Genomic DNA, 14,540 nt, shown 5'->3' with positions numbered 1-14,540 from the left:
CTCTTTCGGATCTTGCCGGGGCCGCGGCGCCCGGCAAGATCCGAAAGAGACGGCCTGGCGGGCCCGGGGCGCGTCCTGCGGCCTCAGCCCTCGGCGTCCGCCTTGACGCCGTCCAGGAACGCGGCCCAGGCGGCGTGCGTCGTGGCCATCACGAGGTGGGCGGGGTCCGAGCGGTCGGCCACCCGGACCAGGGTGCCGGGGGCGGCGGAGACGTACACGCAGTTGACGCCGTCGTCGCAGTGGGACGACTTCTGCCAGGTGGGGCGAGCGGTCGTGGTCATGGTGTCTCCTCCGACGGAAACGGGGTCACGGTGCCTGTCGTGGGCCGACCGTAACCCCCGCCGGGGCACACTTCGGCCATTTCCGTGGAAGTTCCCGCTCACTCGATCGGAAACGCGTACGCGATCTCGTACCGGGAATCGGGGATGACCAGGTCGGCGGTCTCCACCGGGCGGCCGTCCGAGTCCAGGTACGTGCGCTCGATCTCGGTGATGAGCGAGCCGACGCTGATGCCCAGCAGGTTGGCCTGTGCCTGGTTGGCGCGCGACGGACGCGGTATCTCCAGCACCGAGGCGACCGTGATGCCGATGGACCGCATGCGCGCGACCACGCCGGCCCCGCGCATCTCCCCGTCCTCCGGCAGGACGACCGGGGTGTCTGCGGTGAGGGCCATCGGCTCCCAGGACTGGGACAGTTCGGCGGGACTGCCGTCGGCCATGAACTCGTAGCGGGTCATCACGCACGGGTCGCCGGGGGCGATGGCGAGGCGGGCCGCGATGTGGTCGGGGGCCGGGGTGTGGGCGACGGTCCGGGCGTCCCAGGAGGCCGCGAAGCCGTGTTCGAGGGCCTCGGCGCGGAAGGCGTTGCCCGAGTTCGGTACGCGGCGGCGGGTGCGCACCATGCGCATCCGGCGGCGCGGGGTGCGCACGAACGTCCCGGATCCGGCGCGGCCTTCGAGGAGGCCCTCGATGATCAGCCGTTCCAGGGCGCGTTGGGTGACGCTCTGTCCGACGGAGTACTCGGCGGCGAACCGCGACCGCGAGGGGAGCTTGTCGCCGACCTCCCACTCGCCCGCCTCGATACGGGCCCGAAGGGCGTCGACCACCTGCAAGTACGGTGATTCACGGGGCATTTGGACCATCCTGGAGCGTCGCAAACACGTGCGTCCGACGCCGACAAAGCTAATGCATCAGGTTGAACCCGACGCGTCAGCGTGACGGCCGGTGAAGCGCCGCGACGAGGAAGGACGGCGCGGGGCCGCGAGGGGCGACGGGAAAGGCCCCGGCCGGGTGGGCGGGGGCCTTTCGTCACGCGTCGTCGCGCCGCGCGTTCACTCGAAGTTGGGCGCGTTGCGCTCGTAGACCAGCCGCAGCCCGATCAACGTCAGCCAGGGCTCGTGGTCGTCGATCACCGAGGCCTCGCCGAGGACGATCGGCGCCAGGCCGCCGGTGGCGATCACGCGGACGTCGTCCGGGTCGCCGGTGGGGCCGGCGAGCTCCTTGGCCATCCGGTTCACGATCCCGTCGACCTGGCCGGCGAACCCGTAGACCACGCCCGACTGCATCGCCTCGACCGTGGACTTGCCGATGACGTTGCGCGGGCGGGCCAGCTCGATCTTGCGGAGCTGGGCGCCGCGCACGCCGAGGGCCTCCATCGAGATCTCGATGCCCGGGGAGATCACCCCGCCGACGTACTCGCCCTTCGCGGACACCGCGTCGAAGGTGGTGGCCGTGCCGAAGTCGACGACGATCGCCGGTCCGCCGTAGAGCTCGACGGCCGCGACCGCGTTGATGATGCGGTCCGCGCCGACCTCCTTCGGGTTGTCCATGAGGATCGGCACGCCCGTCTTGATGCCGGGCTCGACCAGCACGGCCGGCACGTCGCCGTAGTAGCGGCGGGTGACCTCGCGCAGTTCGTGCAGCACCGAGGGGACCGTCGAACAGATCGCGATGCCGTGGATGCCGTCGCCCAGCTCGGTGCCGAGCATCGGGTGCATGCCCATCAGGCCCTGCATCAGGACGGCCATCTCGTCGGCCGTCCTGCGCGGGTCGGTGGAGATGCGCCAGTGCTCGACGATCTCGTCACCGTCGAACAGGCCCAGCACCGTGTGGGTGTTGCCCACGTCGATGGTGAGGAGCATCGGTTACACCGCCTCGCGGAGGTCGAGGCCGATGTCCAGGATCGGCGAGGAGTGGGTGAGCCCGCCGACGGCGAGGTAGTTCACGCCGGTCTCGGCGTAGGCGCGGGCGGTGTCCAGGGTCAGCCGGCCGGAGGACTCCAGGACGGCGCGGCCGGCGACCAGCGCGACGGCCTCGGCGGTCTGCTCGACGGTGAAGTTGTCCAGCAGGATCAGGTCGGCGCCCGCGTCCAGGACCTCGCCGATCTGCGCGAGGGTGTCGACCTCGACCTCGATCGGGACGTCGGGGAAGGCCTCGCGGACGGCCGTGAACGCCTGGGCGACGCCGCCCGCCGCGACCACGTGGTTGTCCTTGACCAGCGCCGCGTCCGACAGCGACATGCGGTGGTTGACGCCGCCGCCGCAGCGGACCGCGTACTTCTCCAGCGCGCGCAGGCCCGGAGTGGTCTTGCGGGTGTCGCGGACCTTCGCGGACGTGCCGTCCAGGACGTCGGCCCAGCGGCGGGTGGCGGTCGCGATGCCCGACAGCCGGCACAGGATGTTCAGGGCGCTGCGCTCGGCCGTGAGCAGGTCGCGGGTACGGGCGCGGACGGACAGCAGCACCTCGCCCGCCTTGACGGTGTCGCCGTCCTCGGCGTGCCGCTCGACCTCGAACGCCTCGGTGCAGACCACCGAGAACACGGCCTCGGCGATCCGCAGGCCGGCCACGACGCCGTCCTCGCGGGCGATGAAGTCCGCGACGGCCTCGGCGTCCTCGGGCACGGTGGCGACGGTGGTGACGTCGACCCCGCCGTCGAGGTCCTCGGACAGCGCCATGTGCGCGATGTCCTCGACCTCGATCGGGTCCAGCCCGGCGTCCGCGAGGAGCTCGGCGAGCGCCGGGTCCAGGCCGGACTCCTCGCCGTCACCGCAGGCGCAGTCGTCGCCGCAGCCGCCCTCGGCCTGTCCCAGGAGGGGCAGTTCGTCGTGCGCGGTGCGGTCGGTGTCTTCGTGCTCGTGCGTGCTCACGCTTGCTGCTCCTGGCTGAGGGGGTGGGAAACGGGCGGGAAGTCCGCCGAGTCGGTGGGGGTGACGACCAGCGCCCGCTTCTCGGTCGCGGACAGTCGGACGACCAGGTGGCGGCGCCAGTGGGCGTCGTCGCGGTCGGGGTGGTCCTCGCGCCAGTGGCAGCCGCGGGTCTCCTCGCGGCGCCGGCCGGCGGCGACCAGGACCCGGGCCACGCACAGGAGGTTCGTGGCCTCCCAGGTGTCCACGCCCGGTTCGGCGGTCTTGCCGTGCGCATCGAGGTTGTTCAGGGCGGCCGCGTACAGGTCTTCGAGGGCGGCGGCGGCCGTGGCCAGGGACTCCGCGGAGCGCAGCACGCCCGCGCCGTCCGTCATGATGCGCTGGATCTCGTACCGGGCCTCGGCGGGCTGGAGCGGGCCGGTGGCCGGCACGGGGATGCCGGGTCCGTTGCCCGCGAGCGGCCGGCGGGCGATGTCGTCCGCGATCCGCTCGGCGAAGACCAGGCCCTCCAGCAGGGAGTTGGAGGCCAGCCGGTTCGCGCCGTGCACGCCGGTACAGGCGACCTCGCCGCAGGCGTACAGGCCGGGCACCGTGGTGCGGCCGTGCAGGTCGGTGCGTACGCCGCCCGACGCGTAGTGCGCGGCCGGGGCGACCGGGATGGGCTCGGTGACCGGGTCGATGCCGTGGGAGCGGCAGGCGGCGAGGATCGTGGGGAAGCGCTGCTCCCACATCTCGGCGCCGAAGTGCCGGGCGTCCAGGTACATGTGCCGGGTGCCCTGTTCCTGCATGCGGCGCATGATGCCCTTGGCGACGATGTCGCGGGGGGCGAGTTCGGCCAGTTCGTGCTGTCCGACCATGAAGCGCACGCCGTCCGCGTCGACGAGGTGGGCGCCCTCGCCGCGGACGGCCTCGGAGACCAGCGGCTGTTGTCCCTCGGCGTCGGCGCCGAGGAACAGCACCGTCGGGTGGAACTGGACGAATTCGAGGTCGGAGACCTCGGCGCCGGCGCGCAGCGCGAGGGCCACCCCGTCGCCCGTGGACACGGACGGGTTGGTGGTGGCCGAGAAGACCTGGCCCATGCCGCCGGTCGCGAGGATCACGGCGGGGGCGTGGACGGCGCCCACGCCGTCGTGCTGCCCCTCGCCCATGACGTGCAGGGTGACGCCGGCGGTGCGGCCCTCGGCGTCCTGGAGCAGGTCCAGGACGAGCGCGTTCTCGACGGTCTCGATGCCCGCGTCCTGGACGGCCTCCACGAGGGCCCGGGAGATCTCGGCGCCGGTGGCGTCGCCGCCGGCGTGCGCGATCCGGCGGCGGTGGTGGCCGCCCTCCCGCGTCAGCTCTATCTCCCCGGTCTCGGCCGAGGTGTCGAAGACGGCGCCGGTCGAGATGAGGCGTCGTACGGCGTCCGGCCCCTCGGTGACCAGCAGCCGGACGGCGGCCTCGTCGCACAGGCCCGCGCCCGCCACCAGGGTGTCGTCCAGGTGCTGCTCGGGGGTGTCCCCGTCGCCGAGGGCGGCGGCGATGCCGCCCTGGGCCCAGCGGGTGGATCCGTCGTCGAGCCGGGCCTTGGTGACCACGACCGTGCGGCGGCCGGCGGCGGCGCAGCGCAGCGCCACCGTCAGGCCCGCCACGCCCGAGCCGACGACGACGACGTCCGCGTCGAGGGACCAGCCGGGGGCGGGGGCGTGCAGCCGTATGCCGGTGCCGGCGGCACTTCTGCCAGTGCTCACGAGTGTGCTCCGAACTCCAATGGGATGTTGTCGATCAGCCGGGTCGCGCCCACCTTGGCGGCGACGGCCAGCACGGCCCGTCCCGTGAACCCGGGGCCGATGTCGGTGAAGTCCTGGGGGTCGACCAGCGCCAGGTAGTCCAGGGCCAGCGGTGGGTCGTGCCGGCCCGCGTCCTCCAGGACGTGTCGGGCGGCGGACCGTACGGCGTCGGGCAGGCCGGAGCCGGCCGCGGAGACGGCGTGCGCGTCGGCGGAGGCGCGGATCTCGCCGAGCCGGGCCAGGGCAGTGGCGCGTTCGTCGCTGGCCGGGGAGGCCTCGGCGCGGGCGCGCAGCGCGGCCTGGGCGGCGAGGCGGTCGCGGCCCGCGAACAGGGCGCGGGACAGGGCGAGGGCCGTGCGGCGTTCCGCCGGGGAGAGGTAGCGGTTGCGGGAGGACAGCGCGAGGCCGTCGTCCTCGCGGGCGGTGGGTACGCCGACCACCTCGACGGGGAAGTTCAGGTCGGTCACCATGCGCCGGATCAGGGCCAGTTGCTGGGCGTCCTTCTGGCCGAAGAGGGCCAGGTCGGGGCGGGTGAGGTGGAGCAGCTTCGCGACGACGGTCAGCATGCCGTCGAAGTGGCCGGGGCGGGTGGCGCCTTCGAGGCGGCCGCCCATGGGGCCGGCGGTGATCCGGACCTGGGGGTCGCCGCCCGGGTAGACCTCGTCCGCGGCCGGGGCGAACACCGCGTCGGCGCCGGCGTGGGCGGCGATGCGCAGGTCGGCGTCCAGGGTGCGGGGGTAGCGGTCGAGGTCCTCGTTCGCCCCGAACTGGAGGGGGTTCACGAAGACGGTGACGACGACCTGGCCGTCGGCGCCGGCGAGGTCGCGGGCCGTGCGGATCAGGGAGGCGTGGCCGTCGTGCAGGGCGCCCATGGTCATGACGACGGCGCGGCGGCCGGGGCGGGCGAGGCCGTGCAGTTCCCCGGCGGTGTTCAGGAGCAGGGGGCCGGTCATCGGCGTTCGCCCTCCGGGCCGACGCCGTCGCCGCCGTCGGCGAGCACGCCCAGCAGGTCCTCGGCGAGTTCGGGCTTGAGCAGGCCGTGCGCGAGGGCCCGGTCGGCGGTGGTGCGGGCCATCGCCAGGTAGCCGGCGACGGCTCCGGGGGCGTGCCGGCGCAGTTCGAGGACGTGGGCGGCGACGGTGCCGGCGTCACCGCGGGCGACGGGGCCGGTGAGGGCCGCGTCGCCGGAACGCAGGGCGTTGTCGAGGGCGGCGCCGAGGAGCGGGCCGAGCATCCGGTCGGGGTGTTCGACGCCGGCCGTGCGCAGCAGTTCCATCGATTGGGCGACCAGGGTGACCAGGTGGTTCGCGCCGAGGGCGAGGGCCGCGTGGTAGAGCGGACGGCTCTCCTCGGCGATCCACTCGGGCTCGCCGCCCATCTCGATGACCAGGGCCTCGGCGGCGAGCCGCAGCTCCTGGGGGGCGGTGACGCCGAAGGAGCAGCCGGCAAGGCGCTGCACGTCGACCTCGGTGCCGGTGAACGTCATCACGGGGTGCAGGGCCAGCGGCAGGGCGCCCGCGCGGCGGGCGGGGTCCAGCACGGCGGTCCCGTACCGCCCGGAGGTGTGGACGAGGAGCCGGCCGGGGCGGATCGCGCCGGTCTCGACGAGGCCCTCGACCAGGGAGGGGAGTGCGTCGTCGGGGACGGTGAGCAGGACCAGCTCGGCCCGCTCCAGGACCTCGGCGGGCGGTACGACGGGCACGTCGGGCAGCAGTCGGGCGGCTCGCCGGCGGGACGCCTCGGACACTCCGGACACGGCGACGGGGCGGTGTCCGGCCTGCTGGAGGGCGCGGGCCAGCGCGGGGCCGACCCGGCCGGCGCCGACGACGCCGACGGTGAGCCGTGCGGGGCGGTCCGACGGATCCCTGGGCTCCGTCTGAAGGGGTGCGTTCACGCGGGGAATGCCTTCCGTTCCAGTCCGCGGGGGGTACCGGACGATACGCCGCCATGCTAGCCCCTGGGCGTGTCGGCCGGTCGGCGATGATCGGGGCATGACTGCTGATGAAGACCGTACGAAGCGGCTGGTCGCGGCGTGGCGCGGAGCGGGTCGGACCCTCTCGCGGAGCCTGCTGGAGCCGACGGTGGGCGAGCTGCTCGCGGCCCTGCCGCAGGCGGCGGCCGCCGACCCGGACGAGCCCGCCGACGTGTACGGCGACGGGGTGGTGGCCAGGCTGGAGGAGCGGGTCGCCGAGCTGCTGGGGACGGCGGACGCGGCGTTCTTCCCGTCGGGGACGATGGCGCAGCAGATCGCGCTGCGGTGCTGGGCGGGACGTACCGGGAACCCGGTGGTGGCCCTGCACCCCATGGGCCATCCGGAGCTGTGGGAGGGCGGGGCGCTGTCGGTGGTCTCGGGGTTGCGGACGGTGTACCCGACGCGGGACCCGAGGCAGCCCACGCCGCAGGAGGTCGCGGAGGTCGCGGAGCCCTTCGGCACGTTGATGCTGGAGCTGCCGCTGCGGGACGCGGGGTTCCTCCTGCCGACGTGGGAGGAGTTGACGGCGCTGGTGGACGCGGCCCGGGCGCGGGACGCGGTGGTGCACTTCGACGGGGCGCGGCTGTGGGAGTCCACGACGCACTTCGGGCGGCCGCTGTCGGAGATCGCGGGGCTCGCGGACTCCGTGTACGTGTCCTTCTACAAGTCGCTCGGCGGCCTGAGCGGCGCCGCGCTGGCGGGGTCCGCGGAGCTGGTCGCGGAGGCGCGGGTGTGGCGGCACCGGTACGGGGGCCAGATCTTCCGGCAGTTCCCGCAGGCGCTGTCCGCGCTGGCGGGGCTGGAGCGGGAGCTGCCGCGGCTGCCGTCGTACGTGGAGCGGGCGCGGATCGTCGCCGGGGCCCTGCGGGAGGGCTTCGCGGCGGCCGGGGTGCCCTGGTTCCGGGTCCATCCGGAGGAGCCGCACACGCACCAGTTCCAGGTGTGGCTGCCGTACGACGCGGACCGGCTGACGGAGGCGGGCCTGCGGCAGGCGGAGGAGACGGGGACGGTGCTGTTCCGCCGCTGGTCGGCGGAGGGGCCGCCGGGGCTGTCGATGGCGGAGCTGGAGGTCACGGAGCCGGGGCTGGAGTGGACCGGGGCCGATGTCCGGGCGGCGGTGGCGGACTTCGTGGCCCGCTTGTAGCGGGCGGGACGGCAGGCGGCCGGGCGGGCGGTCCCAGGGGGCTGGAGGGGGCCGCTTCACCGGCCCGGCGGGCTCCCGGCCTGCCCGGCTGCCGAGCCCTCGGCCGCCCGGCCCGGTCAGCAGGAGCGGGGTCGGGAGAAGAGCCGGCGGACGGCCCGGGTCAGCCGGTGGTGGGCGGGGCGGCCGGCGAGGACCGCGTGGAAGCGGGCCCGGTCGCGGGCCTCGCGGATGACGGCCACGTCGTCACGGCCGGGCGGCGGCGGCATGGGCGTCCCGTGCTGGGAGGCCCGGTAGGTGTCGAGGAGGTACTGCTCGATCGCGCTCATGGCTCCACCCTCACCCCCTCGGCCGCACCCGTCCCGTCGATTGACGCTCCTCGTCAATCGAACCGGATTCCGCCCGGTGAGCGGCCTGAAGGACGGCTTCCCGTGCGCCGGTCCGACGCCCCCCGGCGCACGCCCGGCCGACCCGCACCCGACAGAATGGGGCGATGAGCGTCACCATCGACATCGCCGGGCTCCCCGCGGAGCGGATCGCGTTCGCGCCCTCCCCGCTCGCCGAGCTCTGCATGGCCCTGCACGCGCTCTCCCAGCCCGCGCACCACCCCGGGCTCCAGTCGTGGGCGAACGCCACGCGGGCCGGCCTCGACCCCTCCCTCGCCGATCGGCTGCTGGAAGCCGACTTCATGTGGCGGAGTTCGTTCTCGGACGTGTTCATGCCCTTCGCCGGGGTGCCCGGCGGCTCGGGCCTGCCCGCCGGGACGCTGGCCGAGGAACTCGACGTACTCGACCGGCTCGACGACGAGCGGTTCGTGATCGCCGCCCTGGAACACTGCTGGCTGGCCCTCTACAACGAGGGCGGGGTCGCCTCCCCGCTCCACGACGCGGCCTCGCGCGCCAAGGCGTTGGAGACGGCCGCCGCGCGCGGGCCCCGCCAGTTGCAGTTCTCGCTGCGCCTGTTGGACGACACCGCCGCCGTGCGGGTGTGGATGCGGCGGCTGCTGGAGGACTGCCACGAGGCGTTCTTCGGCGAGGTCTGGCGGCGGATCGGCCCGCAGCAGGCCGCGGACGCGCGCCACAAGGCGGAGGTGTTGCGCCACAAGGGGTTGCCGGCCGCGCTGCGGGAGGTGTCGTCGGCGTTGAGTCTGGACCGGTCCGGGACCACGATCACCGCCGACAAGATGGTCAACGGTTCGGCGACCGCCACCGATCCCCGGGTGGGTCGGGGGCTGGTCTTCGTACCGACCCACTTCGGCTGGCCGCACCTGCTGGTCCTGCATGCCCCGGGCTGGCGGCCGGTGGTCCACTATCCGCTCGGCTCGCCCGAGTTGGCTTCCGCGCCCGGTTCGGTGGAGCTGCTCCGGCGGCGCATGGAGGCCCTGGCGCACCCGATGCGGATGATGCTGTGCCGGAGCCTGGCCCGCGGGCCGTACACCACCAGCGAGCTGGCCACGGTCTACGGCATATCCGCCCCCGAGGTGTCCCGCCACCTGTCGGTGCTCAAGAAGGCCGAGCTGCTGCACACGCACCGTCAGGGGCGTTACGCGCAGCACCAGTTGGACGTGACCGCGGTGGCGCGCCTCGGATCCGACTTCATGGAAGGCATCCTCCGGTAGGTCCGGACCTGCGGACAGTGGCCGATTAACACCGGCGCAGTTTCACCGATATACGGAATTCATAAACCGGAATCAGTGAAAACTCTGGCCAGAGTGGCCCCTTGCTGTTTAACGTGCGATCACCACTCCCCCTCGCGCACCGTGCGACACCACACGTATGCCTGCACTTGTCGTGAAAGGACCTTCATGCCCTCACGCCGTATAGCCGCAGCCACTGCCGCCTTGGCCGCCGTGGCTCTCGTCTCCCCGCTGCTCCTCGCCGGTCCCGCCGGTGCCACCGGCCCCCAGAGCGACGCCGCCAAGGGCGACGCGTTGGCCAAGAAGCTGGTCAAGGAGGCGACGGGCAAGGGCGCCCACAACCACCTGAAGGTCTTCCAGTCGATCGCCGACTACAACAAGGGCACCCGGGTGGCCGGTTCCAAGGGCCACGTGCAATCCGCCCAGTACGTCGAAGCCGTGCTGCGCGCGGCGGGATACAAGGTCACGAAGAACGAGTTCGACTTCGTGTATGTCGAAACCATCTCGGAAAAGCTCACCGTGAACGGCGACGCCGAACGCGACGTTCCGATCAACCTGATGACGTACACCGCGAGCGGCCCCGAGGAAGGCATCACGGCGCAGCTCGCCGTCGCCCCCGTGGACGCCGACGGCACGAACGGCTGCGAGCCCGCCGACTTCGCCTCCAACACCTTCACCGGCAAGATCGCCCTCGTGAAGCGCGGCGGCTGCACCTTCGCGGTGAAGCAGGCGAACGCGGCGACGGCCGGCGCGGTCGGCGCGGTCATCTACAACAACACCGAGGGCGCGCTGAACGGCACCCTGGGCGCCGCGGACGCGGGCAAGGTCCCGACGGGCGGCGTGACCCAGGCGGAGGGCGAGAAGCTCGCCGCCGAGGCGGCCGCCGGTCCGGTGTCGATCACCCTGGACATCCGCGAGTTGCGCGAGAACCGCAAGACGTACAACGTCGTCGCCGAGACGCGGGGTGGCGACGAGAACAACACCGTCTTCCTGGGCGCGCACCTGGACTCGGTCTCGGAGGGGCCCGGCATCAACGACAACGGATCCGGCTCGGCCGGCATCCTCCAGGTCGCACAGCGCCTCGCGAGCAGCCAGACGAAGATCAAGAACAAGGTCAAGTTCGCCTGGTGGTCGGCGGAGGAGTTCGGCCTGCTCGGCTCCGAGGCGTACGTGGCCGGTCTGACGGACGCGCAGAAGAAGCAGATCAAGCTCTACCTGAACTTCGACATGATCGCCTCGCCGAACGCCGCCTACTTCGTCTACGACGGCGACGACTCGGACAAGGTCGGCTCGGGCCCCGGCCCCGAGGGCTCCGCGCAGTTGGAGAAGGGCATCACCGACTTCCTCGACGCGCAGCGCATCCCGCACGAGGGCTCGGACTTCACCGGCCGCTCGGACTACGGCCCGTTCATCGAGGCCGGCATCCCGTCCGGTGGTACGGACACGGGCGCCGAGGGCATCAAGACCGCCGAGCAGGCCGCGAAGTTCGGCGGTCAGGCCGGGGTCGCCTACGACGTGAACTACCACGGCAAGGGCGACGACATCAACAACATCGACCAGAAGGCGCTCGACATCAACGTCGACGTCATCGCGAACGCGGTCGGCCACTACGCCTACGACCTGGCCCCGCTGTCGCAGCCGGTCGTCTCGAAGCCGAGCACCGGCTCGGGCAACGGCGGGGGTCTGCGCCCCGGGCACGACCACCACACGGAGCGGTAGCACGCGGTCGGGAGCGGATGAGGTGGGAGGGGTCGGGATCCCGTCAGGGCGTCCCGGCCCCTTCGCCGTGCCCGGCCGGCCAGGGCGCGATGCCGACCGGCTGGACCAGCCAGCCGAAGTCGCCCAGGCCTCCGCGCGCGGTGAGTTCCGCCGCCTCGCCCGCCGCCGACAGGGCGCGGACGTACGCCACCGGGTCCGTCGAGGCCAGGGCCAGCGGTGGCCGGCCGCCCGAGACCCCGAGGAGCGCCAGGGCCCGGCGCTGCGTGAGCAGGGTCGCGCCCGGTCCCGCGCAGGCGTCCAGCGCGACGTGGGCGGTGACGTCGCACCCGCCGTCCGGGACCGGGGGGACCTCCCGGCCCGCGCGGAAGCCGGTGAGCGTGCCGAACGGGGGCCGGGCCTCCCGGGTGTGGGCGTAGTCCACCGCCACCGCCAGGCCCCGCTCCAAGGTCGCGGCGGCCGCCGCCCAGGCCTCGTCGCGGGACCGGCCGATCTCGGCCCGGCCCGCCCCGGGCCACCACCGCTCCAGCCAGGCCCGGTCCGCCTCCTCCAGGGGCCCGCCGGGGCTCTCCGTGCCGTCGGGCGCGACCGTGACGTAGCGGCCGTCCTCGGCGATCTCCAGCGGCACGTTGTCCAGCCACTCGTTGGCGAACAACAGCCCCGTCGTCCGTTCGGGCGGTACGGGGACCCAGTGGATCCGGGGGTCCAGCCCCTCGGGCCGGGCCGCGCGCTCGACGGCGTACGGACGCACCCGTGCGGCCGCATCCGGGGGCAGGGCGGCCAGCACCCCGGTGAGCAGTTCGCCGCGCCCGGCCCCCATGTCGACCAGGTCCAGCCCCCGAGGGCGCCCGAGGGCCTCGTCCACCGCGAGGAGGAGCCGGGCGACGGCTCCCGCGTACAGCCGCGAGGCGTGCACGGAGGTGCGGAAGTGCCCCGCGGGACCCGGGCCGCCGGGACGTGTGTAGAAGCCGTCGGGGCCGTACAGCGCGGCCTCCATCGCCGACCGCCAACGGACCGGAACCGCGCGTTCGCCCTGAGTGCTCATCGACCCAAGGCTAGGCTCACCCTCCACCTTCGGGTGTACTTCATCCCTCAACGGATCGCCCCTCTGGTTGACTCCAGCACCTATCCGCTTTGCCTACTCTGGGTTACGTGCAGCGTCTCTACGACTTCCTCCGCAGACACCCGACGGGCGTCGACAGCTTCTGGGCTGCGCTGCTCTTCGGGGTCTCTCTGCTGGAAGTCGCCAACAGCGGTCTGAGCAGCACCGCCACCCGCCTGATCGCCGTCCCCTCGGTGATCGCGATGAGCGCGGTGGTGGCCCTGCGCCGCAAGTGGACCGTGCCGATGTTCTGGCTGGCCGTCGGCACCGGCGTCTACCAGTTGCTGACCCGCACCGATCCACACCTCGGCGACTTCGGGATGCTGATCATCCTGTACACGGTCGCGGCCTCCGCGGACGTCTCGCGCCGGCTGTCCCGGGTGGCGTTCGGCATCGGGCTGACCGCGTCCCCCCTGTACTTCCTGCGCTTCCACGTGGACCGGGGCGAGACCGGCGACAACGTCATCGGGGCGCTCTTCGCCGTCGTGCCCTTCGCCCTCGCCTGGGTACTCGGCGACTCCGTGCGCACCCGCCGGGCCTACTACGCCCAGCTCGTCGAACGCAACCAGCGCCTGGAGAAGGAGCGCGAGGCCCAGGCCAAGGCGGCCGTCACCACCGAACGCGCCCGGATCGCCCGCGAGCTGCACGACGTCGTCGCGCACAACGTGTCGGTGATGGTGGTGCAGGCCGACGGCGCCGCGTACGTCATGGACGTGGCCCCGGAACAGGCCAAGGAGGCCCTCCAGACCATCTCCGGCACCGGCCGGCAGGCACTGGCCGAGATGCGGCGACTGCTGGGCGTGCTGCGCACCGGCGAACCGCAGGAGTCCGAGGACTACGTGCCGCAGCCGGACGTGGAACAGATCGAGGTCCTGGTCGAGCAGGTACGGGCCGCGGGCCTCACGGTGGACTTCGAGGTCGAGGGCGCCCCCCGCCGGCTGCCGAGCGGGGTCGAACTGACCGCGTACCGGATCGTGCAGGAGGCGCTGACCAACACGCGCAAGCACGGGGGCCCCGGGGCGAGCGCCAGCGTCCGGCTGGTCTACTTCGACGACGGGCTGGGCCTGCTCGTGGAGGACGACGGCCGGGGCGCGGCCCACGAACTGTACGAGGACGGCGGCGCCGACGGCGCCGGACACGGGCTGATCGGCATGCGGGAACGCATCGGTATGGTCGGAGGCACCCTGGACGCGGGCCCGCGTCCAGGCGGCGGCTTCCGGGTCAGCGCACTGCTCCCGCTCAAGAAGAGATGACGAGGACGAGGTAACCGATGTCCATCCGAGTGATGCTGGTCGACGATCAGGTGCTGCTGCGCACCGGCTTCCGAATGGTGCTGGCCGCCCAGCCGGACATGGACGTGGTCGCCGAGGCCGGGGACGGCCTGGAGGCGCTGGAGGTGCTGCGGGCCACGAAGGTGGACGTGGTGCTGATGGACGTCCGGATGCCGCGGCTCGACGGGGTCGAGGCGACCCGGCGCATCTGCGAACCCGAGGAACACCCCAAGGTCATCATCCTGACCACGTTCGACCTGGACGAGTACGCGTTCTCCGGGCTGAAGGCCGGCGCGAGCGGCTTCATGCTCAAGGACGTCCCGCCGGCGGAACTGCTGGCCGCGATCCGCTCGGTGCACAGCGGCGACGCCGTCGTCGCCCCGTCCACGACCCGGCGCCTGCTGGACCGCTTCGCGCCGATGCTGCCGACCACGACGGCGGAGCCGCGGAACAAGGACGTGGAGCGGCTGACCGAGCGCGAGCGCGAGGTCATGCTGCTGGTGGCGCAGGGCCTGTCGAACGGCGAGATCGCGGCGCGACTGGTCCTCTCGGAGGCCACCGTCAAGACGCACGTGGGCCGCATCCTGACGAAGCTGGGCCTGCGCGACCGGGTACAGGTCGTGGTCCTGGCGTACGAGACGGGGCTGGTCCGCGCCGGCGGCCTCTAGTGCAGCGCGTTGCAGGTCCTTTTCCGGTTGGGCGGGTTGGGTGCGGTCACGCCTCGTGGTCGGCGAGGTGGACGATGGCGGCGGTGTCGAAGGCGTCGTTGGGGTGGCCGATGTCGGTGCCGG

The 14,540-nt window shown here is 73.1% G+C and carries 14 protein-coding genes; 5 read left to right on the top strand and 9 right to left on the bottom strand.

Translation table 11 applies throughout. The features are described from left to right. Positions 1–83: 83 nt before the first annotated feature. The 7 genes from OTB19_RS28140 to OTB19_RS28110 form a co-directional block, all read right to left on the bottom strand. The gene (locus tag OTB19_RS28140; protein ID WP_267801300.1) at positions 84–281 is read right to left on the bottom strand and encodes a DUF397 domain-containing protein; all 198 of its coding nucleotides are present in this window, start codon (positions 279–281) and stop codon (positions 84–86) included. 98 nt (positions 282–379) lie between these two features. Beyond that, positions 380–1,132 (bottom strand): GntR family transcriptional regulator, encoded by a 753-nt coding sequence (locus OTB19_RS28135; RefSeq protein ID WP_267801299.1) that lies wholly within the window; start codon positions 1,130–1,132, stop codon positions 380–382. 198 nt (positions 1,133–1,330) lie between these two features. Beyond that, positions 1,331–2,140 (bottom strand): type III pantothenate kinase, encoded by an 810-nt coding sequence (locus OTB19_RS28130; RefSeq protein WP_053678414.1) that lies wholly within the window; start codon positions 2,138–2,140, stop codon positions 1,331–1,333. Between the two features lie 3 nt (positions 2,141–2,143). After that, positions 2,144–3,097, bottom strand: coding sequence for a carboxylating nicotinate-nucleotide diphosphorylase (gene nadC, locus OTB19_RS28125; RefSeq protein WP_267801329.1), 954 nt, complete (start codon positions 3,095–3,097; stop codon positions 2,144–2,146). Positions 3,098–3,141: 44 nt separating this feature from the next. Next, on the bottom strand, positions 3,142–4,872 hold the full coding sequence (locus OTB19_RS28120; RefSeq protein WP_267801298.1) for an L-aspartate oxidase: 1,731 nt from the start codon (positions 4,870–4,872) through the stop codon (positions 3,142–3,144). After that, positions 4,869–5,864, bottom strand: coding sequence for a pantoate--beta-alanine ligase (gene panC / locus OTB19_RS28115; RefSeq protein WP_267801297.1), 996 nt, complete (start codon positions 5,862–5,864; stop codon positions 4,869–4,871). The genes OTB19_RS28120 and panC overlap by 4 nt, the downstream gene beginning before the upstream one ends. Next, positions 5,861–6,805, bottom strand: a complete 945-nt coding sequence (locus OTB19_RS28110) for a Rossmann-like and DUF2520 domain-containing protein (protein WP_267801296.1) — start codon at positions 6,803–6,805, stop codon at positions 5,861–5,863. The genes panC and OTB19_RS28110 overlap by 4 nt, the downstream gene beginning before the upstream one ends. A gap of 97 nt (positions 6,806–6,902) precedes the next feature. Here OTB19_RS28110 and OTB19_RS28105 point away from each other — a divergent pair, with 97 nt between their 5' ends. After that, positions 6,903–8,027 (top strand): threonine aldolase family protein, encoded by a 1,125-nt coding sequence (locus tag OTB19_RS28105; RefSeq protein WP_267801295.1) that lies wholly within the window; start codon positions 6,903–6,905, stop codon positions 8,025–8,027. Between the two features lie 116 nt (positions 8,028–8,143). On the opposite strand, the gene OTB19_RS28100 is transcribed toward OTB19_RS28105, so the two are convergent. Next, positions 8,144–8,353 carry a hypothetical protein gene (locus OTB19_RS28100; RefSeq protein ID WP_267801294.1) on the bottom strand — a complete coding sequence of 70 codons (210 nt, stop codon included), beginning with the start codon at positions 8,351–8,353 and terminating at the stop codon, positions 8,144–8,146. A 164-nt stretch (positions 8,354–8,517) separates the two neighbouring features. Here OTB19_RS28100 and OTB19_RS28095 point away from each other — a divergent pair, with 164 nt between their 5' ends. Both OTB19_RS28095 and OTB19_RS28090 read left to right on the top strand, forming a co-directional pair. Beyond that, positions 8,518–9,642, top strand: coding sequence for a DUF5937 family protein (locus OTB19_RS28095; protein ID WP_267801293.1), 1,125 nt, complete (start codon positions 8,518–8,520; stop codon positions 9,640–9,642). 186 nt (positions 9,643–9,828) lie between these two features. Then, positions 9,829–11,379 carry a M28 family metallopeptidase gene (locus OTB19_RS28090; RefSeq protein WP_267801292.1) on the top strand — a complete coding sequence of 517 codons (1,551 nt, stop codon included), beginning with the start codon at positions 9,829–9,831 and terminating at the stop codon, positions 11,377–11,379. 43 nt (positions 11,380–11,422) lie between these two features. On the opposite strand, the gene OTB19_RS28085 is transcribed toward OTB19_RS28090, so the two are convergent. Continuing rightward, entirely contained in the window at positions 11,423–12,421 is a 999-nt protein-coding gene (locus OTB19_RS28085; protein WP_267801291.1) for an SAM-dependent methyltransferase, read from the bottom strand. Positions 12,422–12,528: 107 nt separating this feature from the next. Between OTB19_RS28085 and OTB19_RS28080 the strand changes: the two genes are divergently transcribed. Both OTB19_RS28080 and OTB19_RS28075 read left to right on the top strand, forming a co-directional pair. Further along, entirely contained in the window at positions 12,529–13,731 is a 1,203-nt protein-coding gene (locus OTB19_RS28080) for a sensor histidine kinase (protein WP_267801290.1), read from the top strand. A gap of 17 nt (positions 13,732–13,748) precedes the next feature. Beyond that, complete coding sequence (locus tag OTB19_RS28075) at positions 13,749–14,417, top strand: response regulator (RefSeq protein WP_053678436.1); 669 nt, start codon at positions 13,749–13,751, stop codon at positions 14,415–14,417. Positions 14,418–14,540 lie beyond the last annotated feature (123 nt).

This window comes from Streptomyces sp. H27-H5 (assembly GCF_026627505.1).
Classification (GTDB): domain Bacteria; phylum Actinomycetota; class Actinomycetes; order Streptomycetales; family Streptomycetaceae; genus Streptomyces.
Note: the sequence above shows the minus strand (reverse complement) of the source record. Positions and strands in the feature narration are given on the sequence as shown.

Coding starts and splice junctions, on each gene's coding strand:
- OTB19_RS28140 (WP_267801300.1), bottom strand. CDS start 281: ATGACCACGACCGCTCGCCCCACCTGGCAGAAGTCGTCCCACTGCGAC.
- OTB19_RS28135 (WP_267801299.1), bottom strand. CDS start 1,132: ATGCCCCGTGAATCACCGTACTTGCAGGTGGTCGACGCCCTTCGGGCC.
- OTB19_RS28130 (WP_053678414.1), bottom strand. CDS start 2,140: ATGCTCCTCACCATCGACGTGGGCAACACCCACACGGTGCTGGGCCTG.
- panC (WP_267801297.1), bottom strand. CDS start 5,864: ATGACCGGCCCCCTGCTCCTGAACACCGCCGGGGAACTGCACGGCCTC.
- OTB19_RS28105 (WP_267801295.1), top strand. CDS start 6,903: ATGACTGCTGATGAAGACCGTACGAAGCGGCTGGTCGCGGCGTGGCGC.
- OTB19_RS28100 (WP_267801294.1), bottom strand. CDS start 8,353: ATGAGCGCGATCGAGCAGTACCTCCTCGACACCTACCGGGCCTCCCAG.
- OTB19_RS28095 (WP_267801293.1), top strand. CDS start 8,518: ATGAGCGTCACCATCGACATCGCCGGGCTCCCCGCGGAGCGGATCGCG.
- OTB19_RS28090 (WP_267801292.1), top strand. CDS start 9,829: ATGCCCTCACGCCGTATAGCCGCAGCCACTGCCGCCTTGGCCGCCGTG.
- OTB19_RS28085 (WP_267801291.1), bottom strand. CDS start 12,421: ATGAGCACTCAGGGCGAACGCGCGGTTCCGGTCCGTTGGCGGTCGGCG.
- OTB19_RS28075 (WP_053678436.1), top strand. CDS start 13,749: ATGTCCATCCGAGTGATGCTGGTCGACGATCAGGTGCTGCTGCGCACC.